Origin of the sequence: Cellulomonas pasadenensis, assembly GCF_047229365.1 — a bacterium.
Lineage (GTDB): Bacteria > Actinomycetota > Actinomycetes > Actinomycetales > Cellulomonadaceae > Cellulomonas.
Genome location: NZ_JBFTEP010000014.1, coordinates 16399 through 35770, shown reverse-complemented (window position 1 = coordinate 35770; position 19372 = coordinate 16399). Strand labels below are relative to the sequence as shown.

The window sequence follows — 19372 nt, the reverse complement described above, 5'->3', positions numbered from 1 at the left end:
GCGGGCGGGTGGGCGCGGGCGGTGGCCGGTGGGGGAGGATCGGCGGGTGCGTGCGCTCGTGGTCGAGGAGTTCGGAGCCGTCCCCGTGGTGCGGGAGGTGCCCGACCCGGCGTGCCCGGACGACGGCGTCGTCGTGCGGGTCGCCGCCACGGGCGTGTGCCGCAGCGACTGGCACGCGTGGCAGGGGCACGACGACGGCGTGCGGCTGCCGCACGTGCCCGGGCACGAGCTCGCCGGCACGGTCGTCTCGGTGGGTCCGCGGGTGCGCGACTGGACGCCCGGCGACGTCGTCACCGTGCCGTTCGTGTGCGCGTGCGGCACGTGCGCGACGTGCCGGGCGGGGGAGCAGCAGGTGTGCCCGCACCAGACGCAGCCCGGCTTCACGCACTGGGGGTCGTTCGCGGAGCTCGTCGCGCTCGACCACGCCGACACGAACCTCGTCCGGGTGCCGGAGGGCATGACGCCGGTCGAGGCGGCCTCGCTCGGTTGCCGGTTCGCGACGGCGTACCGGGCGCTGACGGTGCACGGCCGCGTGCGGGCGGGCGACGAGGTGGTCGTGCTGGGCTGCGGCGGCGTCGGCCTGTCCGCCGTGATGGTCGCCGTGTCGCTGGGCGCGCACGTGGTCGCCGTCGACCCGTCGGCGGCGGCGCGCGAGGCGGCGCTGGCGGCCGGTGCGCACGTGGTCCTCGACCCGGGCGCGGGCACCCCGGACGACGTGTCCGCGCAGGTCAGGGCGACCACGGACGGCGGTGCGCACGTGTCCGTCGACGCGCTCGGCAGCCCGGCGACCGCGCAGGCCGGCGTGCTCGCGCTGCGGCGCCGCGGCCGGCACGTCCAGGTCGGTCTCCTGCTCGGCGGCGACGCCGCGACGGCGTTGCCGATGGACCGCGTCGTCGCGCACGAGCTGGAGGTCCACGGCAGCCACGGCATGGCCGCGCACGAGTACCCCGCGATGCTCGCGGCCATCGCGGAGGGCCGCCTCGACCCGGGCCGGCTGGTCGGCCGGACCGTCGGCCTCGACGGCGCCGCGGCGGCGCTGGCCGAGCTGGGGCGGCCGGGCGCGCACGCGGGGATGACGGTCGTCGTCCTCTGAGCGGGCGGTCCCGACGGGCCGCGCCTCCCGCGCGGCCGGCCCGCGCCCTCCGGCGCCCCGCGCGCCCGGCCCCACGCGCCGCAGATGCGCCCCAGATTTCTGTTATCCCGGCCGATGACTTGGTTCGCCGCCGCGCGCGATCGTCCGCGCGGCGTCGACACCGGCTTCCACCCGATCGAGTGATGGAGATGCGCCTGACCTGCGGCGTCGTACTGCCGTGAACACCACCCGGATGCCGTCGATATCGATATCGGTGGTCATAGGACGATTGACCGCGTTTTTCCCCCGGGCTACGTTCGTTCACGTCCTATTTGTTCGCCATCCTTACAAATCGACGGGAGTCGAGATGGTCAGGAGCAGTGCGCACCACCCCCGCCCGGGGTCGTCACGACGGCGTGCCCTCGCCGCCGCGCTGACGGCCCTCGGCGTGCTCGTCACCGGGCTCGTCGCCGCGCCCGGGGCGAGCGCCGCCGGCGCGGTCACCGTCACCTTCACCTCCCAGGGGGACTGGGGGACCGGCCACCAGGTGGCCGTCACCGTCACCAACGGCACCACCGCGAGCGTCCCCTCGTGGGCCGTCGACTTCGCCCTCCCCAACGGCGCCAGCGTGAGCAGCGCCTGGGACGCCGACCTCACCCGCAACGGCACGTCCGCCTACCGCGCCGCCAAGAAGGGCTGGGCGGGTCCGCTCGCCCCCGGCGCCTCGCAGACCTGGGGCTACGTCGCCTCCGGCCCGTTCGTCCGTCCCACCACCTGCACCGTCAACGGCGCCGCGTGCACGGGCGGGACGCCGACCTCGTCGCCGACCGCCACGCCCACCACCACGCCGAAGCCCACGGCGACGCCGACGCAGTCGCCCACGCCGACCCCGACGCCCACGACGCCGCCGCCTGCGGGCGCCAAGGTCGTCGGCTACTTCGCCGAGTGGGGCGTCTACGGGCGCAACTACCACGTCAAGGACATCGACACCTCGGGGTCCGCCTCGAAGCTGACGCACATCCTCTACGCGTTCGGCAACACCACCGGCGGCCGCTGCTCGATCGGTGACTCCTACGCCGACTACGAGAAGGCGTACACCGCCGAGCAGTCGGTCGACGGCGTCGCCGACACGTGGGACCAGCCGCTGCGCGGCAGCTTCAACCAGCTGCGCGAGCTCAAGAAGAAGCACCCGCACCTCAAGGTCATCTGGTCGTTCGGCGGCTGGACCTGGTCGGGCGGCTTCACGCAGGCGGCGCAGAACCCGCAGGCGTTCGCGGAGTCCTGCTACAACCTCGTGGAGGACCCGCGCTGGGCCGACGTGTTCGACGGCATCGACGTCGACTGGGAGTACCCCAACGCGTGCGGCCTGACGTGCGACTCCAGCGGCCCGCAGGCCTTCGACAAGGTCGTCACGGCGCTGCGCAACCGGTTCGGCCAGAACAACCTGGTGACGGCGGCCATCACGGCCGACGGCAGCAACGGCGGCAAGATCGACGCCGCCGACTACGCCACGGCGGCGCAGAAGCTCGACTGGATCATGCCGATGACGTACGACTACTTCGGCGCGTTCGCCCCGTCGGGCCCCACCGCCCCGCACTCGCCGCTGACGGCCTACCCCGGCATCCCGCAGGAGGGCTTCAACTCCGAGGCGGCGGTGAACAAGCTCATCGCCAAGGGCGTCCCGGCGCGCAAGATCCTGCTGGGCATCGGGTTCTACGGTCGCGGCTGGAACGGCGTCACGCAGTCCGCACCGGGCGGTGCGGCCTCCGGCGCCGCGCCGGGCACGTACGAGCAGGGCATCGAGGACTACAAGGTCCTCAAGCAGCGCTGCCCGGCCACCGGCACGGTCGGCGGCACCGCGTACGCGCACTGCGGCACCCAGTGGTGGTCGTACGACACCCCGCAGACCATCGGCGGGAAGATGACGTGGGCCCGCAACAAGGGCCTCGGCGGCGCCTTCTTCTGGGAGCTGTCCGGCGATACCTCGAACGGCGAGCTCATCACGGCCGTCTCCGGCGGCTGGCGCTGACCCACGGGCGCCGGCGCGCTGGGGTGCGCCGGCTCCCGTGAGCACCGCGTCCCGGCCCGGGTCCCCGCGGGGGCCCGGGCCGTGGCGTGCCCGCACCCGGCGGGCGCCCCGTACCGCGTGCCCGCCCCCGTGCCGGCTGTGCCGCCCGGCGCTGCGCGTCTGCGCGCGGGACGTGGTTGACGTCACGTCCGTCGGTCCGGTAGACCTGTCCGTCGGTGGCACAACGGCGTGGCGCCCGACGCATCACACGGGAGCGGTTCTCGGTAAACCGCACCCGGCGTGCTCGCCGGCCGGAGACGGTCGCGGCGAGCACGTGCGCAGTGAGAGCGCGACCACCCGTGCCCGCTGCGCGAGCTCTTCCGATGTCTTCTCCCGACGGCTCGGCGTCCGGACGCGCGCAGACCCCGCGAGCCGGGGCTCGCGGGGTCTGCTGCGTGCGGGCGAGGGGTCAGCCCTGCGTGCCCAGCGCGTCGATCGCCGCCACCTCGTCGGCCGTGAGCTCGAACCCGAGCGTCCCGAGGTTCTCCTCGATGCGCTCGCGCCGGACGGACTTCGGGATCACGACGACGTCGTGCTGCACGTGCCAGCGCAGCACCACCTGGGCCGGCGTGACGCCGTGCGCCCGGGCCGCGGCAGCGATCGGCTCCGCGTCGAGGTCGGTCCGCTTGAGCGGGCTGTAGCCCTCGACGACGACGCCACGCTCGCGGTGCGCCGCGAGCAGGTCCGCGTCGTGGTCGACCGGCGAGTACGGGATCTGGTTCACGGCCGGCGCCTCGCCGGTGGCCGCGATGAGCTCGTCGATCTGCGCGATCGAGTAGTTCGAGACGCCGATGGAGCGGACGAGGCCCTCGTCGCGTGCCTTGACGAGCTCCTGCCAGACCTCGGGGCTCGCCTGCTTGTTCGGCGGCCAGTGGACGAGCCACAGGTCGAGGTGGTCGGTGCCGAGCGCGGCCAGCGACTCCGTGAGCGTCTGCCGCTCGCGGCCGGCGTGGTCCGGCGGCAGCTTGGTCGTCACGAAGACGTCGTCGCGGTCGATGCCGCGCGTGGCGAGCGCACGGCCGACCTGCGCCTCGTTGCCGTACCCGGTCGCGGTGTCGATGTGCCGGTAGCCGAGCTGCAGCGCGGTGCTCACGGCGAGCTCGGCCTCGTCGCCCTCGGCCTGCCAGGTGCCGAAGCCGAGGAGAGGGATGGCGCCGCCGGGCAGGGTGAGTGTCGGTGTCTGCGGGTGCGTGGAGTCCGTCATGCCCTCCATCCTCACCACGCGGGCGCGGCGGCGCGCGTCGGGCACGACGGAGGTGCCTGGCCCACGGTCATCTCCCGCTCGCGGCCCGACGCCCACTGCGCCACGAGCAGGGTGGCGTCGTCCTGGAGGCGGTCGCCCTGGTGGCGCATCACCGCGTGCACGACCTGGCGCAGCGTCTCGGGCGCCGGCTCGCCGGCGGCGGCGGACCGCTCGAGCTGGTCGGTGAGGCGCTCGAGGCCGTAGAACGCGCCCGTGGCGTCGCGCGCCTCGGTGATGCCGTCGGTGTAGAAGACGGCCCAGTCGTCGGGCTCGAGCCACTCCTCGGCGACGTCGATCCGGCCGTCGCCCAGGCCGAGCACGATCCGGCGCCCGCCCGTGAGCTGCTTGACCACCTTGCCGCGCCGCATCAGCAGCGGCGCGGGGTGGCCCGCGTTGACGTAGCGCAGCCGGCCGCTCGTCAGGTCGAGCTCGGCGAGGACACCCGTCGCGAACGCCCGTTGCTCCCACTCGTCGGCGATCACGTCGTCGATGCGCTGCAGGACCGCCGACAGCGGGAGGCCCTCCCGCCGGCCGTTGCGGTACGCGGAGAGCGCCACCGCGGCGACGAGCGTGCCGTGCAGGTCGTGCCCCATCGCGTCGACGACGGCGAGGTGCGCCACGCCGTCGACGACGCTGTAGTCGAACGCGTCCGCGGCGACGTCGTAGCAAGGCTCGAGGATGCCCGAGACGAGCAGGCCCGGGCAGCCGAACGTGAGCGGCGGCAGCAGGCCGTGCAGCAGCTCGGTCGGGACCGTGCGGTGCCGGCGGCGCGCGGCGAGGTCGAACGCGTCCCCGTACCCCGACTTCCCGACGACGAGGTGGCCGACGAGGTGGCTGAGCAGCCGCAGGCGGTCCTGCACCACGGCGTCCTCGAGGTCGGTGCCCTTCGGGAGGCCGTACTGCAGCACGCCGAGGCGGTGGACGCCGTCGAGGAGGGGCACCCACACCGACAGCTCCCCGCCGGGCACCGGCACCTGCTGGACGCGGCGGAACGCGCGGCCCGCGAGCGTGCCGTCGATGGCCACGGGCTCGGCGTCGGGCACGGACGGGGCGGGCAGGGGGACGAGGCACGACTGCTCGTGGTCGACGACGTACAGGCGCAGCGTCCAGCCCAGGTCCGCGGCGGCGTGGGCCGCGACCTCGGGGAGGTCGTCCGGGCGCGCGAGGTGCACCTCGTCGAGGAAGCGGCGCAGGCAGTCCAGGGTCTGGGCGTCGTCGGCCGTCATCCCCCGACGCCAGACAGGCGTCCGACGCGCCGCCCGCCCGGACCGGTTCCCGGGCCGCGCCGGTCCGGGTGCGGCGGGCCGGTCAGCCGAGCGTCGTGCCGAGCGCCTTGCGCAGCGTGAGGAGCAGGTTCGTCACGACGGCGTGCCGGTCGGCGTCGCCGGCCCGGACGGTGGACCAGGCGAGGTAGAGCGCCGACCACAGCACCCCCTGCGACCAGTCGTCGGGCATGCGCGGGTCGAGCGAGCCGTCGGCGCGTCCGCGCGCGCACACGGCGACGAGCGCGTCGGCGTTGCTGACGTCGTCCGCCCAGGCGTCCTCCGGCACCAGGCCGGTGAAGAGGATGGTCAGCAGGTCGCCGAGCTCGAGGTACTCCTGCGCCACACGGAGCAGGGCCTCGAGCGCGGTGCCCTCGTCGAGGCGTGCGCGGGCGTGCGCGGCGGCGATGGCCGTGACCGCGTGCCGGGCGACGGCGTCGACCAGGTCCGCGCGCTCGGGGAAGTAGCGGTGCAGGGTGGTGCGGCCGACGTCGGCGAGGTCGGCGACGGTGGCCAGCGACGCGGCGGGGTCGGCGGCGAGCGCGCGCACGGCGGCGTCGACGATGGCCTGGCGGGTGCGGGCGCGCGCACCGCTCTCGGCCAGGGCGGCGGCGCGGACCGCGCGCTGCTCGCGGGTGGTGTTCGCCATGAGCGAACGGTACAACGACTCCTCGCCGTGGCATCTCGGTTGACCGAAGTGGAACAACGGTGCTCCACTCGGGGGATGAGCGACGCGCCCGCCTCCTCGTCCCGCACCGCCACCCCGACGACCACCACGCCCGAGCCCGCCGGCACCACCGCCGACGCCGACGAGGCCGGCTCCCTCCTCCCGCGCGGCGACCGCCTGCGCATCCTGCTCGACCTGGTCCGCCCCCACCGCCGCACGCTCGGCCTCGGCCTCCTGCTCGGGCTGTTCAGCACCGCGCTCGCGCTGGCGACGCCCATGGTGACCAAGTGGGTGCTCGACACCCTCGGCGGCGACAGCTCGCTCGCGCAGCCGGTCGCCGTGCTGCTCACGCTGTTCGTCGTCGGCTCGGCCGTCGGCTACGTCCAGTGGATCGTCATGGGCACCCTCGCCGAGCGGATCGTGCTCGACGCGCGGGAGTCGCTGGTGCGCCGCTACCTGCGCGCGACCGTCGCCGCGATCACCGGCCGCCCGAGCGGCGAGCTCGTCACGCGCGTCACCTCGGACACGGTGCTGCTGCGCGAGGCCGCGTCCTCCAGCCTCGTCAGCCTCGTGAACGGGACCGTGGCGCTCGTCGGCACGCTCGTGCTCATGGGCGTGCTCGACCTCGTCCTGCTGGGCACGACCATGGCCGCGATCGTCGTGGTCGGCGCGGTCATGGGCGCGCTGCTGCCCGGCATCGGCGTGGCGGAGAAGGCGTCCCAGGAGGCGCTGGGCCGCCTGGGCGGGACGCTCGACGGCTCCCTGCGGGCGATGCGGACCGTCAAGTCGAGCCGGGCCGAGGCGCGGCAGGCGGCGGCGATCCTCGGCGCGGCGCGCGAGGCCCGGGACCACTCGGTGCGGGCCGTGCGCACGACCGCGCTCGCGTGGACGGTGGCGTGGGGCGGCATCCAGCTCGCGATCATCGTCATCCTCGGGCTCGGGGCGTGGCGCGTCGCGCAGGGCGAGCTGCCGGTGTCGAGCCTGGTCGCCTTCCTGCTCTACGCGTTCAACATCGTCAGCCCCATCACCGAGCTGACGCAGAGCCTCACGCAGCTGCAGTCCGGGGTCGCGGCCGCGGCGCGGATCAGCGAGGTCCAGGCGATGGACGTCGAGCCGGACGGCCCGGTGCACGGCGCGGCGCCGACCGCGCGGGCGGACCGCGACGGCGGGGTGCGTCGCGACGGCGGGCCCGGCCACGACGACGTCCCCGTGCTCGAGCTGCGCGGCGTCACCGCGGCCTACGGCCCGGACCGCGAGCCGGCCGTCCGCGACCTCTCGCTCGTCGTGCCGCGGCACGGCCACACCGCGCTCGTCGGCCCGTCGGGAGCCGGCAAGACGACCGTGTTCTCGCTCCTGCTGCGGTTCCTCGAGCCGCAGGCGGGCGAGATCCGGCTCGACGGGCGCCCGTACGGGACGTGGAGCCACGCGGACGTGCGCGCGCGCTTCGCGTACGTCGAGCAGGAGACGCCCGTCGTCCCCGGCACCATCCGCGAGAACCTGCTGTTCAGCAACCCCGACGCCACCGAGGACGAGCTGGCGGCCGCGCTCGCCGCCGTGCGGCTCGACGGCGCGTTCGACGACCTGCCCGACGGGCTGGGCACCCGCCTGTCGGAGACGTCGGTGTCCGGCGGGCAGCGCCAGCGCATCGCGCTCGCCCGCGCCCTGCTGTGCCGGCCGGACGTGCTGCTCCTCGACGAGGCGACCGCGCAGGTCGACGGCCTCACCGAGGCGGCGGTGCACGACGTCATCCGCGCCATGGCGACGACCGGGGCCGTGCTCACGGTCGCGCACCGCCTGTCGACCGTGGTCGACGCCGACACGATCGTCGTGCTCGAGGAGGGGCGCGTCCGGGCGCGCGGCACGCACGCGGAGCTGCTGGCCGCCGACGCGCTGTACCGGGACCTCGTCGAGGCCCTGCGCATCCGCGACGCCACCGACGACACGGTCCCGGTCGACGCGTGACGACGGGGCGCGCGGCAGCCGTCAGCCCGTGCCCGCGGCCGGGTCCGGCGGTCCGAGCCCGGGGTGCCGTCGCCGGAGCACCGGCGGCGCCGCCCACCACCACGACTCGGCGAGCAGCGCGGCGACGAGGTCCTCGTCGGCGACGCGCAGGTCGACGAGCACGAGGTTCGTGCCGGCGTGGTGGTCGGTCGTCGTGAACAGCCGCGGGTCCTGCACGACGAGCGCGCGGCGCTCGCCGTCGTCCTCGACGCGCACGGTCAGCCGGTCGTCGTCCCACATCCGCCCGACCAGGGCGCGGTGGAACCAGGCGGGCCGCCCCCAGCTCGACCGCTCGGTGACCCCGGGCAGGGCGAGGGCCAGGCGACGCACGCCGTCGACGTCCACCCGCCCAGCATGGGCGCGGGGACGCCCCGGTGGCTACTCCTCGCCGCCCGGCCCGCCGCGTCCCGGCGTCGCCGGGAGCCGACCGGCGCCGTGCCCGGTCAGCCCGAGCTCGTCGACGAGGTAGAGGAACGCCCGCGCGTACGGGTGGTCCGCGGTCTCGTCGCGCACCTGGTCCCAGTCGATCTGCTCACGCAGCGCCCGTGCCATCGGCAGCAGCCACGTGAAGTCGCAGTAGTGCTCGCCGAGCACGCGCATCTTCGCCGAGATGATGTCGGTGGCGGGCAGCACGGGCATGCGCACCGCCAGCACCTCGAGCTCCTCGGCGCGCGCGAGCTGCGCGTGCGTCACCGGCTCGCCGACCATGCGGAACAGCACGTCGACGAGCTGGCCGTGGTGGTACGCCTTGAACAGCCAGTTCTCGGCCGGCTGCTGCACGTCGAGGCCCGCGGACGCCAGCGCGTTCTTGGCGCGGTCGACGTCCTCCTCGGCGATCGCGAAGTCGGCGTCGTGGCTCGGCTCCGGTGCGCCGCGCGCCCACGCCGCGTACCCGCCCACCAGCGCGAACGGGATCTCCGCGTCGAGCAGGGCGACGGCGGTGCGCCGCAGGCCGTCCTGCAGCGCGGCGCGGTCGCCGGGGGTCTCCGCCCCGGTGGGCGCGGGCAGCGGCGGCGGGGCCGCGCCGACGAGGGGAGCGGCACCGCCGGTCGGCGTCGTCTCGGTAGGCATGCACGGTGTCTACACGCCCGGCGCCCGGTTCGCAGGGCGAGCGGCGCGGCACGGGCGCGGGGGCCCGCTCGGCCCGGCCCGCGGGGCCCTGCCGCGCGGCGACGCGGACGCCGGGTCACAATCGCGGCGTGCGGCTGGCCACCTTCAACATCCTGCACGGGCGCTCCACCGTCGACGGGCGGGTCGACCTCGACCGGTTCGCGGACGCGGTGCGGCGCCTCGACGTCGACGTGCTCGCCCTCCAGGAGGTCGACCGGGGGCAGGCGCGCTCGCACGGCGCCGACCTGACCGCCGTGGCGGCGGACGCGATGGGCGCGCCGCACCACCGCTTCGTCGCGACCCTGCACGGCGAGCCCGACCTGTGGGTCGCGGCGACCGGCGACGCGCAGCCGTCGGGCGCGGCGTACGGCATCGCGCTGCTGTCCCGGCTGCCCGTGCACGAGTGGCGCGTCGTGGCGCTGCCCGCGCTGCGCGGCCGCACGCCCATCCGGTTCCCCGGCGCGCGCTGGCCGGTGCTCGTGCGCGACGAGCCGCGGTCCGCGATCGCCGGCGTCGTCGAGACCGCCGACGGCCCGTGCACCGTCGTGGGCACGCACCTGACCTTCATCCCCGGCTGGAACGCGCGCCAGCTGCGGCACGTCGTCCGCGCGACGCGCACGCTGCCCGGCCCGCGCGTGGTGATGGGCGACCTCAACATGTCCGGCGACCGGCCGGCGCGGGTGTCGGGCCTGCGGCCGCTGGCCCGGGCGTCGACGTACCCCCTGACGACGCCGCAGCGGCAGCTCGACCACGTGCTCGGCGGCGGGCGCGTGGCCGCGACGTCGGGTGCGCGCTCGCTCGACCTCGGCCTGTCGGACCACCGCGCGCTCGTCGTCGACGTGGCCGTCGGCGAGGCCGCGGGCGCACGGTAGGCGACCGCGCCGTCGCGTGCACGCACGCCCGTCGGCGTGCCCGGCCCGGTCTCGCGCAGCGGACTCCCGTTTGCGCGGCCGCGCGCCGTCCGGTCACGGTGGGGCACGACCGACGGCGTCGGCCCCGACGGCCCCGGCCGGACGGGACGGCGTCACCAGGCGAGCAGAGAGGAGCCCCCGTGCTCACCCTGACCGACAACGCCCGCACCGCCGTCGAGACCCTCACCCAGAGCGCCGGCCTGCCCGACGAGGGCGGCCTGCGCATCGCCGAGCAGGACTCGGGCGGCTTCGAGCTCGCGCTCGTCGCCGGCCCGGACCCGGGCGACGACGTGGTGACCGCGGGCGACGCGCACGTCTACGTCGACCCCCGCACGTCGCACACGCTGACCGACCAGTGCCTGGACGTCGAGGCGGTCGGCGACGGGTCGGCGTTCACGCTGACCCGGCAGTGACGACCGGCCGGTGCTGACGACCCGGCGCAGCCCCACCCCGACGCCCTCGGTGCCGCACGGCACCGGGGGCGTCGTGCCGCGTCAGCCCGCGCTCACGGACCAGATCACCAGGGCGACCCAGCCGAGGACGGGCAGGAGCAGCTGGAGCACCACGGCGCCGACCGACGTCCAGAGCGCCGCGGTCGCCACCCGTCCCTCGCCGCGCCGCCGTCCGACCACGGCGAGCACGATCGCGACCGGCCCGAGCACGTTGGGCGCCCGCACCGCCGGCACGAGGGTGCCGATCACCGCGACCACGGTGACCGCGGCCAGCACGAACGCCGCGACCGACCACCAGGGCACGGCCGCGCGGACGGGTGCGTCCACCGGTGCGACGTCCGGTGCCGCGTGCGTCGCGTCGTGCGCGGCGGGCGGCACGGCGCCCGGCTCGTCCGGGTGCTGCGGGCCGGGGGCGGGGACGGTCACGGGTGCTCCTGTCGTCGGGCCGCCGGGACGGCTGCCGCCGACCCATCATCCCGAACGCCCCCGCCACGGCGCGGCCGCGATCACCCCGTCCGCGACGGACGCCGGGCGGCGGTGGGGCGGCGGTGGGCGGCGCCGACCGGTCGGGTCGGCGGGGTCGCCGTCAGGCGCCGAGCAGGTCCTCGAAGGACGGCACCGCGTCGTACAGGCCCGTGCGGCGCACGGGCGCACGACCGGCGACGCGCTCGGCGAGCTGCTCCCCGGCGCGGCGGATGCGGTCGGGCAGCGGGCTGGTGTCGTCCGTGCCCGCGTCGGCCCAGTCGTCCGTCGCGGCGAAGACGCCCGTGGGCACGACGTCGGCGCCGAGGTACGCGAACAGCGGGCGCAGCGCGTGGTCGACCGCGAGGGAGTGCCGCGGCGTGCCGCCGGTCGCGCCGAGCAGGACGGGCGTGCCGCGCAGCGCGTCCTTGTCGAGCACGTCGACGAACGACTTGAACAGGCCCGCGTAGGACGCGGTGTAGACGGGTGAGACGGCGACGACGCCGTCGGCCGCGGCGACGGCCTCCTGCGCCTCGGCCAGCGGCTCGCGGGCGAAGCCGGTGAGGGTCATGTCGACGACGTCGTGCGCGAGGTCGCGCAGCTCGACGACGGTGACGCGCGCGGCGACGCCGCGCTCGGCGAGGGCGGAGACGGTGGCGTCGGCGAGCCGGTCGGCGAGCATCCGCGTCGACGAGGGCTGCGAGAGGCCGCCGGAGACGACGACGATCGAGCGTTCGCTCATGGTGGTGCCTTCTTCCGGTGCTGCTGGTGGTGCGGGGACTGCGGTGCGGTGCGCACCGGGCGTCCGTCCGCGCGGGGCGGGCGGGGGCGGACGCCCGGCGGTTCAGGCGGCCGTCAGCGGACGGCGGCCGCGTCTGCGGCCTCGACGTCGTCCTCGGCGGTGCGGCCGGTCCAGTGGTCGGCGGCCGCGACGGTCGCGGTGGGCACGGTGCCCGCGGCGCGGGCCGCGGCGACGCGCTCGGCGTGCGACGGCGGGTCCGCGGGGACGTGCGCCGGGCGCCGCGCCTCCGCCTCGCGCCGCAGCACCGGCACGATGTCCTCGGCGAGGACGTCGATCTGCTCGAGGACCGTCTTGAGCGGCAGCCCGGCGTGGTCGATGAGGAACATCTGCCGCTGGTAGTGGCCGACCTGCTCCCAGAAGGCGCCGTACCGGTCGATGACCTGCTGCGGGCTGCCGACGGTCAGCGGGGTCTCGCGCGTGAAGTCCTCCATCGACGGGCCGTGCCCGTACACGGGGGCGACGTCGAAGTACGGGCGGAACTCGTCCCACGCCGCCTGCGAGCTCTTGCGCACGAACACCTGCCCGCCGAGGCCGACGATCGCCTGGTCGGCACGCCCGTGCCCGTGGTGCTCGTAGCGCTCGCGGTAGAAGTGGACCATCTGGGCGGTGTGCCGCATCGGCCAGAAGATCGCGTTGTGCAGGAAGCCGTCGCCGTAGTACGCGGCCTGCTCGGCGATCTCGGGGGAGCGGATCGAGCCGTGCCAGACGAACGGCGGCACGCCGTCGAGCGGGCGCGGGGTGGACGTGAAGCCCTGCAGCGGCGTGCGGAACTTGCCGCTCCAGTCGACGACGTCCTCCTCCCAGAGCCGGCGCAGCAGCGCGTAGTTCTCGACGGCGAGGGGGATGCCCTGGCGGATGTCCTTGCCGAACCACGGGTAGACGGGCCCGGTGTTGCCGCGGCCCATCATGAGGTCCATCCGCCCGCCGCTGATCACCTGGAGCATCGCGTACTCCTCGGCCAGGCGGACCGGGTCGTTGGTGGTGATGAGCGTGGTCGCGGTCGACAGCGTGATGTGCTGCGTGCGGCCGGCGAGGTAGCCGAGCATCGTCGTCGGGGACGACGGCACGAAGGGCGGGTTGTGGTGCTCGCCCGTGGCGAAGACGTCCAGCCCGGCGGCGTCGGCGTGCTCGGCGATGGTCAGCATCGCGCGGACGCGCTCGGTGTCGTCGGGGGTCCGCCCGGTCGTGGGGTCGGTCGTGACGTCGCCGACCGAGAAGATCCCGAACTGCATGGTGCACCTCGTCGTTCCGATGATGGTCGATGCGTTTGCATCGAACAGGCGCCTCAACCGTGGCACACGCGGTGCTATTCCGTCACCTCCCGTCGGGTCACGGACCGGCGGGACGCGTCACCGCCGGGGCGTCAGCGGCGCGACCGGCGCTCGCCGGCGGCGGGTGCACGGCGCGACGCCGGTGCGGGCTCCGCCGTGGGCGCCCCGGTCGGCGCGGCCGTCGTCCCCGGCGCCGGGGTGCCGGCGTCGTCGGTGGGCGACGGGGTCGGCTCCGGCGTCGTCGTCGGCGTCGGTGTCACCCACGTGCCCGTCGACACCCGCGCCGTGAGGTCGTCCGTGTCGGTCAGCAGCGCGCTCGTGCGACCCACGGCCGGCGTGAGCGCGGCGACGGCGGCGACCAGCAGGGCCACGCCGAGCCGCACCCACGTCCCGGTGGCGGGCGCGGACGCGCGCGGCCCGTCGGTCGGGTCGTGCGGGGCGTCAGTCGAGGAGGAGCGCATCGACCCTCCTGTCGTCCGCGGTGCGCTGCCCGGCCCGGCCGCGGCGGCGGCGTGCGTCGAGCACGGACAGCACCTCCAGGGTGGCGAGGGCGAGCAGGGGCGGCACCAGCATGACGGCCCGGCCCGTGGGCGACGTCGCCCACACGAGCGTGTCGCCCCAGCCGTGGTGCACGCGCAGCAGCACGCCGCGCACCCGCTCGACCGGGGTCGCGTTCGGGTCGGGCTGGGGGTTCGCGTCGCCCTGCGTGCGCATGTACTCCTGCTGCACCGGCTGGCCCGACTCGTCGAGCACCGGCTCCATGCGGCCCGTGCCGTCGTCCTGCATCGCGTCGAGCTTGTGCAGCGAGACGATCCGATGCGTCACGAGCCCCGACCCGCCCACGGGCTGGAACGTCACGATGAGGTTCGGCTTGAGCTCGGACGGGTCCGTCACGGAGCGCAGCACGACGACGTCACCCTCGACGAACCGCGGCGCCATGGACCCGGACGTCACGACGAGCAGCCGCTCGCCCTGCAGCTGGTACCAGAGCGGCACGACCAGCGTGGCCGCGTACGCGAGCACGCCCGCCGCGACGACCGTCCACAGCAGGACGGACACCGCGCGGCGCACGCGCCGGCCCGGGGTGGCAGGCGCGTCGGGGCGCGGGGCCCGTCGTTCGACGAAGGGCTCCGCGTGGACCGGCTGCCTGCTCATCACCCCGGGCGGACGGGTCAGGGGTTGTTGACGGTCTGCTCGGAGTCGAGGCGGAACGTCAGGTCGGCGGCCGTGTTCTGGTACTCGTTGCCCGCCGCGGCGGCCATGTCCACGCGGACGCAGAGCGTCTCGGTGCCGTTGACGCCCGGGAGGACGCGGTCGCCCTCCTGGAAGCCCGTCGCCGGGTTGCCGACGATCGCCGCCGGCTCGGCGGCGTTCGTCGGGAGGCCGAACTCGGCGGTGGCGGTCGCGGTGTCGCCCAGCACGGTGCCCGTGCAGTCCGCCGACGCGAACACGCGCGCCCGCAGCTGCTGGCGCAGGTCGCCGCTGCCGGTGTCGCCGCGCCCGGGCGTGCCCTCGGCGGTGGCGGCGCTGAGGCTCACGGCGTAGCGCAGCTCGAGCGAGCCGGTGTTGCTCACCTGCACGGGCGCGATCACGGAGCCGCCGGGGGCGAGGCCCTCGACCGGCACGTCGAACGTCGCGCCCTGGGCGCCGAGCACGAGGGTGCCGGTGCTGATCCGGCCCGTGAGGCTGTCCTGGTCGGTGAACAGCGCCGACGTCGTCAGCGACGCGACGCCCACGGCGGCCAGCGCCAGGATGGAGCCGGTGGCCCACGCGCGGCGACGACGCGCGGCGTCCTCGCGCGACGGCGCCGGGTCGATCATCTCCTCGAGCAGCTCGTCCATCATGGTCGTCGTCCCCCTCGTCCGGTGCCGGTCCGGCGGGCTGCCGGGCTGCGGGTAGAGCTCACCTTCTCGGTCGCTGTCGACATGGTCGGGCACGACCTTGAGGAAGTGGCGCCAGGTTCACCCGATGGGGTGAAGCGACGGGTGGTCGCCACGTGCGGTGTCACCCGGTGGGCGCACCTCCTCGGGCGGCGCGGGCCGGGCCCACAGGAAGCCCTGCGCCTGGTCGACGCCGAGCCGCGCGAGCGTCCGGGCCGTGCCCTCGTCCTCGACGCCCTCCGCCACGACGCGCAGGCCGAACGAGTGCGCGAGGTCCACCATCGCCTGCACCACGACCTCCGAGCCCTCGCGTCCGCCGTCGCCGAGGTCCGCGACGAAGACCCGGTCGATCTTCAGCTCGTCGACGGGCAGGTCGCGCAGCTGGGAGATCGAGGTGGTGCCGGTGCCGAAGTCGTCGATCGCCACGCGCACGCCCAGCTCGCCGAGGCGCTCGAGCACGGGCACGACGCGGGAGCGGTCGGCGACGAGCGCCGTCTCCGTGATCTCCACCTCCAGCAGCGCCGGCCGCACGCGGTGGCGCGCCAGCAGCTCCTCGATCGTGTCGACCACCGCGGGGTCCGCCACGTCGTGCGCCGACAGGTTCACGGCCACGGGCACCGCCGTGCCCTCGGCCGACCACTGCGCGAGCTGCCGGACGGCCGCGTCGAGCGCGAACGACGTGAGCCGGTGGATGAGCCCGGACTGCTCGGCCAGCGGCACGAACGTGCCCGGCCCGACGAGCCCGCGCGTCGGGTGCCGCCACCGCATGAGCGCCTCGAGCCCCACCGTGCGCTGCGACGCGAGCTCGATCTTGGGCTGGTAGTGCATCTCGAGCTGCGCGACGGGCGGCACGCCGAGCGCGTCGCCGCCCGTGCCGTCGTCGCCGGCGGCACGCGCCGACTCGTGCTCCTCCAGCGCGGCGTGCAGCTCCCCCATGAGGACCAGGCGCGCCGGCGAGGAGTCGTCGGCGTCGGGGGAGTAGACGGCGACGCCGGAGCGCTGGTGCTTCGCCGCGTACATGGCGATGTCCGCCGTGCGCATCAGGGACGAGGGGTCGTCGGCGTGGTCGGGCAGGCACGCGACACCGATGGACGTGTCCACGTGCAGCGCGAGGTCGCCCAGCTCGAACGGCGCGGCGAACAGCCCGCGCACGCGCCGGCCGAGGCGCTCGGCGTTGGCGACCGACCGCACGTCGGGGAGCAGGATCGCGAACTCGTCACCCCCGAGGCGGGCCACGACGTCGTCGTCGCGCAGCGCGTCCCGCAGACGGGCGGCGACCAGCTCGAGCAGGGCGTCACCGTGGTCGTGCCCGAGCGTGTCGTTGATGTCCTTGAACCGGTCGATGTCGAGCAGGATCAGCCCGACGCGGGAGCCGTCCTCGCGCGCGTCGCGCACCGCGCGCTGCATCTGGTCGGTGAGCAGCCGGCGGTTGGGTAGGCCGGTCAGCGAGTCGAGCATGGCGAGCCGCGCGTTCTCCAGCGCGGCCGTGCGCAGCCGCCGCGACGTCGAGTGCACGATCCGGTAGAGCAGCAACCAGAGCACGACCAGGCTGCCGCCGACCACGAGCGCGACCGTGCGCACGGTGGCGGTGAGGGTCTGCTGGGTGCGGGTGTGGTCGAGCATGACCTCGGCCGCGCCGATGACCTGGTCGGGCTCCCCGGCGAGGGGCGTCCCGTCCGCGGCGGTCCCCGTGAGGCGCACGGGCACGTAGACGTCGAGGACCGTGTCCTCCTCGGTCCTCGACGACTCGTCGCCGCGGACGTCCGGCTGCACGACGGCGTCCGGCTCGCCCGCGTCCATGACCCGTCCGAACCGCTCGGTGTGCGGCAGGCCGGTGCCCGCGTCACGCGACGAGTACATGAGCCGCCCGTCCGCGCTCCACAGCCGGAGCTCGACGAGCTCGGAGCCGAAGCCCGCCGTCGCGCCCGACACCGCGGCCTGGCTGTCGTCGGGCAGCACCCCGGTGACGTACGCGTTCGCCGGCGTCGCGGCCGACGCGTACGCCGCCACGGTCACGGCCAGGCTCGTGCCGTCCCGGACCGCCTGCCCGCGCATCTGCGCGGAGGCCACGACGACGAGCGCCACCCCGACCACGGCCATGCCGACGAGGCTCACGACCGCGAACCGGCGCGTGAGGCTCGAACGACGGCGACTGGCGGGCACGTGCACCTCATGGCTCGGCGGCGCCCCGGTGGCGGGATACCTCCCGGTCAGCGTAGGTCGTCCGGGCGCGCCCGCACGACACGACGCCCGCACGGCGCGTCGGCGGGAACGCCGCGCGCCGCGGCGGTGTTGTCGCTGTCGACCCCGGCCGTCGACCCGGGGCAGGAGGAGGACGACGTGGGCTACCCCGTCCAGAAGACCGACGAGCAGTGGGCGCTCGAGCTCGAGCCGCAGGAGTTCGCGGTGCTGCGCCGCGCCGGCACGGAGCGCGCGTGGACCGGTGAGCTGCTCGACGAGAAGCGCGACGGCGTCTACCGCTGCCGCGCGTGCGGCAACGAGCTGTTCCGCGCGGACACGAAGTTCGACTCGCACTGCGGCTGGCCGAGCTTCTTCTCGCCGCTCGCGGGCGACCGCGTGGAGCTGCTCGAGGACCGCAGCCACGGCATGGTGCGCACCGAGGTGCGCTGCGCGCGCTGCGGCTCGCACCTGGGGCACGTCTTCGACGACGCCCCGCAGACGCCGACGGGCGACCGGTTCTGCATGAACTCGGTCAGCCTGACGTTCGAGCCCGCGGACGCGGGGTCGACCGGCGCCTGACGACACGCCGCGGACACGCCGCGCCCCGACGAACTGCCCCCTGCAGGTGACTGAAGTCGGGTGCGCGGCGTGCCGATAATGACGGCGTGGAGGAGGTCCTGACAGTCCGGCGATGGCGGCGGTACGGAGCCGACCGCCTCTTCGTCACGCACGAGAGCGGCGGCCGCGTGGGCTCCGTCGACCTGCAGTCCGGCGAGGTCGTCGTGGACGACCCCGTGCTCGAGGCCGGGCTGCGTCGCGCCGCCCAGGAGTACCTGCGCGCCGACGTGCCGGAGCTCGTGCTCCCGCTGCCGCGCGTCACCGGCTCGCTGGACGCGCTCGACGAGGCGGGGCTCGACGCGTGGCTCGGCACCGACCGCCCGCGCGGCGAGCGCGGCAGCCCGCTCGGCGTGCGCCTCGAGCGCCTCGCCGAGGTCGGGTGGCAGACCGTGCACGACGTGCCGCTCGGCCGCCAGGGCACGGTCGTCGAGCACCTGCTCATCGGCCCCGGCGGCCTGTTCACCGTGTCCGAGCGGCGGCACCCCGGCAGCCGCGTCGCCGTCCGGTCCCGCACCATGCAGGTCGACGGCCGCTCCGTGCCGTACCTGCGCGACGCGCGGCTCGAGGCGGGGCGCGTCCAGGGGCTGCTGCAGTCGGCCGGCTGCGCGGGCGTGAGCGTGCGCGCGGTCCTCGTCGTCACCGGCGAGCTGGAGCGGGACCCGGCGCAGCCGCCGCAGGACGCGCTCGTCGTCGGCAAGCACGAGGTGCCCAACGTCTTCCGCCTGCTGCCGGAGCGGCTCGACCAGGCCCGCGTGCACGCCTTCGCGCAGGTCGCGCGCCGCCGCACCACCTGGGTGCGCTGACGACGTCCGGGGCCGCGCGCTGCGCGAGGATGGGCCCATGAGCGACGACCCCCTGCTGCGGCTGGAGCGCGAGCTCGGGCTGTTCCTGCGCCGGGCGCGCGCCGCGGGGGCGAGCGTCTCGCGGGACGTCCACCCCGACCTCGACCCGTCCGCGTACTCGCTGCTGTCCGCGGTGGCGGCGGACAGCGGCACGCGCGCGAGCGACCTCGCCGACCGGCTGGGCGTGGGGCGGGGGACGATGTCGCGCCAGCTCGCCCGCCTCGAGCGGCTCGGACTGGTCACCCGCGAGGCGGACCCGCACGACTCGCGCAGCCACCCGCTCACGCTGACCGCCGAGGGGGAGCGCCGCCTGCACGCCGCCCGGACGGCGCGGCGCGAGTGGTTCCGCTCCGCCCTCGACAGCTGGGGCCCGCAGGAGCTCGACGACCTCGCCGAGCAGCTCGCGCGGCTGAACACGGCGCTCGCCGACCGCGCCCGCGCGACCGGCAGGGACACCCCGGGCGCCTGAGCGCGCCCCGGCGCACCGCGCACGGACGAGCCCCGGCCCCCACGCGGGGGACCGGGGCTCG

Annotated in this window: 20 protein-coding genes; 8 read left to right on the top strand and 12 right to left on the bottom strand. The window is 75.7% G+C overall.

Features of this window, described 5'->3' with window-relative positions:
- Positions 1-46: 46 nt before the first annotated feature.
- Both AB6N23_RS03740 and AB6N23_RS03735 read left to right on the top strand, forming a co-directional pair.
- The gene (locus AB6N23_RS03740; RefSeq protein ID WP_412864753.1) at positions 47-1093 is read left to right on the top strand and encodes an alcohol dehydrogenase catalytic domain-containing protein; all 1047 of its coding nucleotides are present in this window, start codon (positions 47-49) and stop codon (positions 1091-1093) included.
- A gap of 346 nt (positions 1094-1439) precedes the next feature.
- Positions 1440-3101 (top strand): glycosyl hydrolase family 18 protein, encoded by a 1662-nt coding sequence (locus tag AB6N23_RS03735; protein ID WP_412864752.1) that lies wholly within the window; start codon positions 1440-1442, stop codon positions 3099-3101.
- A gap of 448 nt (positions 3102-3549) precedes the next feature.
- Here the strand turns inward: AB6N23_RS03735 and AB6N23_RS03730 are convergent, their stop codons facing one another.
- The 3 genes from AB6N23_RS03730 to AB6N23_RS03720 all read right to left on the bottom strand — a co-directional run bounded on the left by AB6N23_RS03730 (position 3550) and on the right by AB6N23_RS03720 (position 6294).
- Entirely contained in the window at positions 3550-4344 is a 795-nt protein-coding gene (locus AB6N23_RS03730) for an aldo/keto reductase (RefSeq protein WP_412864751.1), read from the bottom strand.
- A gap of 11 nt (positions 4345-4355) precedes the next feature.
- Entirely contained in the window at positions 4356-5609 is a 1254-nt protein-coding gene (locus AB6N23_RS03725) for a PP2C family protein-serine/threonine phosphatase (protein WP_412864750.1), read from the bottom strand.
- An 82-nt stretch (positions 5610-5691) separates the two neighbouring features.
- Positions 5692-6294, bottom strand: coding sequence for a TetR/AcrR family transcriptional regulator (locus tag AB6N23_RS03720; protein WP_412864749.1), 603 nt, complete (start codon positions 6292-6294; stop codon positions 5692-5694).
- Positions 6295-6369: 75 nt separating this feature from the next.
- Here AB6N23_RS03720 and AB6N23_RS03715 point away from each other — a divergent pair, with 75 nt between their 5' ends.
- Positions 6370-8274, top strand: coding sequence for an ABC transporter ATP-binding protein (locus AB6N23_RS03715; RefSeq protein WP_412864748.1), 1905 nt, complete (start codon positions 6370-6372; stop codon positions 8272-8274).
- Between the two features lie 21 nt (positions 8275-8295).
- Here the strand turns inward: AB6N23_RS03715 and AB6N23_RS03710 are convergent, their stop codons facing one another.
- Both AB6N23_RS03710 and AB6N23_RS03705 read right to left on the bottom strand, forming a co-directional pair.
- Complete coding sequence (locus AB6N23_RS03710; RefSeq protein ID WP_412864747.1) at positions 8296-8658, bottom strand: MmcQ/YjbR family DNA-binding protein; 363 nt, start codon at positions 8656-8658, stop codon at positions 8296-8298.
- 33 nt (positions 8659-8691) lie between these two features.
- Positions 8692-9384: a nucleotidyltransferase family protein gene (locus AB6N23_RS03705; RefSeq protein ID WP_412864746.1), complete on the bottom strand. Its 693-nt coding sequence runs from the start codon at positions 9382-9384 to the stop codon at positions 8692-8694.
- A gap of 128 nt (positions 9385-9512) precedes the next feature.
- Between AB6N23_RS03705 and AB6N23_RS03700 the strand changes: the two genes are divergently transcribed.
- Entirely contained in the window at positions 9513-10295 is a 783-nt protein-coding gene (locus tag AB6N23_RS03700; RefSeq protein ID WP_378204219.1) for an endonuclease/exonuclease/phosphatase family protein, read from the top strand.
- A gap of 179 nt (positions 10296-10474) precedes the next feature.
- Complete coding sequence (locus tag AB6N23_RS03695; RefSeq protein WP_412864745.1) at positions 10475-10747, top strand: adhesin; 273 nt, start codon at positions 10475-10477, stop codon at positions 10745-10747.
- An 81-nt stretch (positions 10748-10828) separates the two neighbouring features.
- Here AB6N23_RS03695 and AB6N23_RS03690 read toward each other — a convergent pair whose 3' ends face one another.
- The 7 genes from AB6N23_RS03690 to AB6N23_RS03660 form a co-directional block, all read right to left on the bottom strand.
- Positions 10829-11212 (bottom strand): hypothetical protein, encoded by a 384-nt coding sequence (locus AB6N23_RS03690; protein WP_412864744.1) that lies wholly within the window; start codon positions 11210-11212, stop codon positions 10829-10831.
- A gap of 160 nt (positions 11213-11372) precedes the next feature.
- On the bottom strand, positions 11373-11990 hold the full coding sequence (locus tag AB6N23_RS03685; RefSeq protein WP_412864743.1) for a CE1759 family FMN reductase: 618 nt from the start codon (positions 11988-11990) through the stop codon (positions 11373-11375).
- A 113-nt stretch (positions 11991-12103) separates the two neighbouring features.
- Entirely contained in the window at positions 12104-13282 is a 1179-nt protein-coding gene (locus tag AB6N23_RS03680) for an LLM class flavin-dependent oxidoreductase (protein WP_412864742.1), read from the bottom strand.
- Between the two features lie 131 nt (positions 13283-13413).
- Positions 13414-13782: a hypothetical protein gene (locus AB6N23_RS03675; RefSeq protein WP_412864741.1), complete on the bottom strand. Its 369-nt coding sequence runs from the start codon at positions 13780-13782 to the stop codon at positions 13414-13416.
- A complete protein-coding gene (locus AB6N23_RS03670; protein ID WP_412864740.1) occupies positions 13763-14476 on the bottom strand; it encodes a signal peptidase I in 714 nt (237 codons plus the stop codon). The genes AB6N23_RS03675 and AB6N23_RS03670 overlap by 20 nt, the downstream gene beginning before the upstream one ends.
- Positions 14477-14493: 17 nt before the next feature.
- A complete protein-coding gene (locus AB6N23_RS03665; protein ID WP_412864739.1) occupies positions 14494-15165 on the bottom strand; it encodes a TasA family protein in 672 nt (223 codons plus the stop codon).
- 117 nt (positions 15166-15282) lie between these two features.
- Complete coding sequence (locus AB6N23_RS03660; RefSeq protein ID WP_412864738.1) at positions 15283-17364, bottom strand: putative bifunctional diguanylate cyclase/phosphodiesterase; 2082 nt, start codon at positions 17362-17364, stop codon at positions 15283-15285.
- A gap of 177 nt (positions 17365-17541) precedes the next feature.
- Between AB6N23_RS03660 and msrB the strand changes: the two genes are divergently transcribed.
- From msrB to AB6N23_RS03645, 3 genes are all read left to right on the top strand, one after another.
- Entirely contained in the window at positions 17542-17961 is a 420-nt protein-coding gene (msrB, locus tag AB6N23_RS03655) for a peptide-methionine (R)-S-oxide reductase MsrB (RefSeq protein ID WP_378204245.1), read from the top strand.
- Positions 17962-18047: 86 nt separating this feature from the next.
- Positions 18048-18803 carry an NERD domain-containing protein gene (locus AB6N23_RS03650; protein WP_412864737.1) on the top strand — a complete coding sequence of 252 codons (756 nt, stop codon included), beginning with the start codon at positions 18048-18050 and terminating at the stop codon, positions 18801-18803.
- Between the two features lie 37 nt (positions 18804-18840).
- Complete coding sequence (locus tag AB6N23_RS03645; protein ID WP_412864736.1) at positions 18841-19311, top strand: MarR family winged helix-turn-helix transcriptional regulator; 471 nt, start codon at positions 18841-18843, stop codon at positions 19309-19311.
- Positions 19312-19372 lie beyond the last annotated feature (61 nt).

Coding starts and splice junctions, on each gene's coding strand:
- AB6N23_RS03715 (WP_412864748.1), top strand. CDS start 6,370: ATGAGCGACGCGCCCGCCTCCTCGTCCCGCACCGCCACCCCGACGACC.
- AB6N23_RS03725 (WP_412864750.1), bottom strand. CDS start 5,609: ATGACGGCCGACGACGCCCAGACCCTGGACTGCCTGCGCCGCTTCCTC.
- AB6N23_RS03730 (WP_412864751.1), bottom strand. CDS start 4,344: ATGACGGACTCCACGCACCCGCAGACACCGACACTCACCCTGCCCGGC.
- AB6N23_RS03645 (WP_412864736.1), top strand. CDS start 18,841: ATGAGCGACGACCCCCTGCTGCGGCTGGAGCGCGAGCTCGGGCTGTTC.
- AB6N23_RS03720 (WP_412864749.1), bottom strand. CDS start 6,294: ATGGCGAACACCACCCGCGAGCAGCGCGCGGTCCGCGCCGCCGCCCTG.
- AB6N23_RS03680 (WP_412864742.1), bottom strand. CDS start 13,282: ATGCAGTTCGGGATCTTCTCGGTCGGCGACGTCACGACCGACCCCACG.
- AB6N23_RS03675 (WP_412864741.1), bottom strand. CDS start 13,782: ATGCGCTCCTCCTCGACTGACGCCCCGCACGACCCGACCGACGGGCCG.
- AB6N23_RS03685 (WP_412864743.1), bottom strand. CDS start 11,990: ATGAGCGAACGCTCGATCGTCGTCGTCTCCGGCGGCCTCTCGCAGCCC.
- AB6N23_RS03735 (WP_412864752.1), top strand. CDS start 1,440: ATGGTCAGGAGCAGTGCGCACCACCCCCGCCCGGGGTCGTCACGACGG.
- AB6N23_RS03705 (WP_412864746.1), bottom strand. CDS start 9,384: ATGCCTACCGAGACGACGCCGACCGGCGGTGCCGCTCCCCTCGTCGGC.
- AB6N23_RS03665 (WP_412864739.1), bottom strand. CDS start 15,165: ATGATGGACGAGCTGCTCGAGGAGATGATCGACCCGGCGCCGTCGCGC.
- AB6N23_RS03670 (WP_412864740.1), bottom strand. CDS start 14,476: ATGAGCAGGCAGCCGGTCCACGCGGAGCCCTTCGTCGAACGACGGGCC.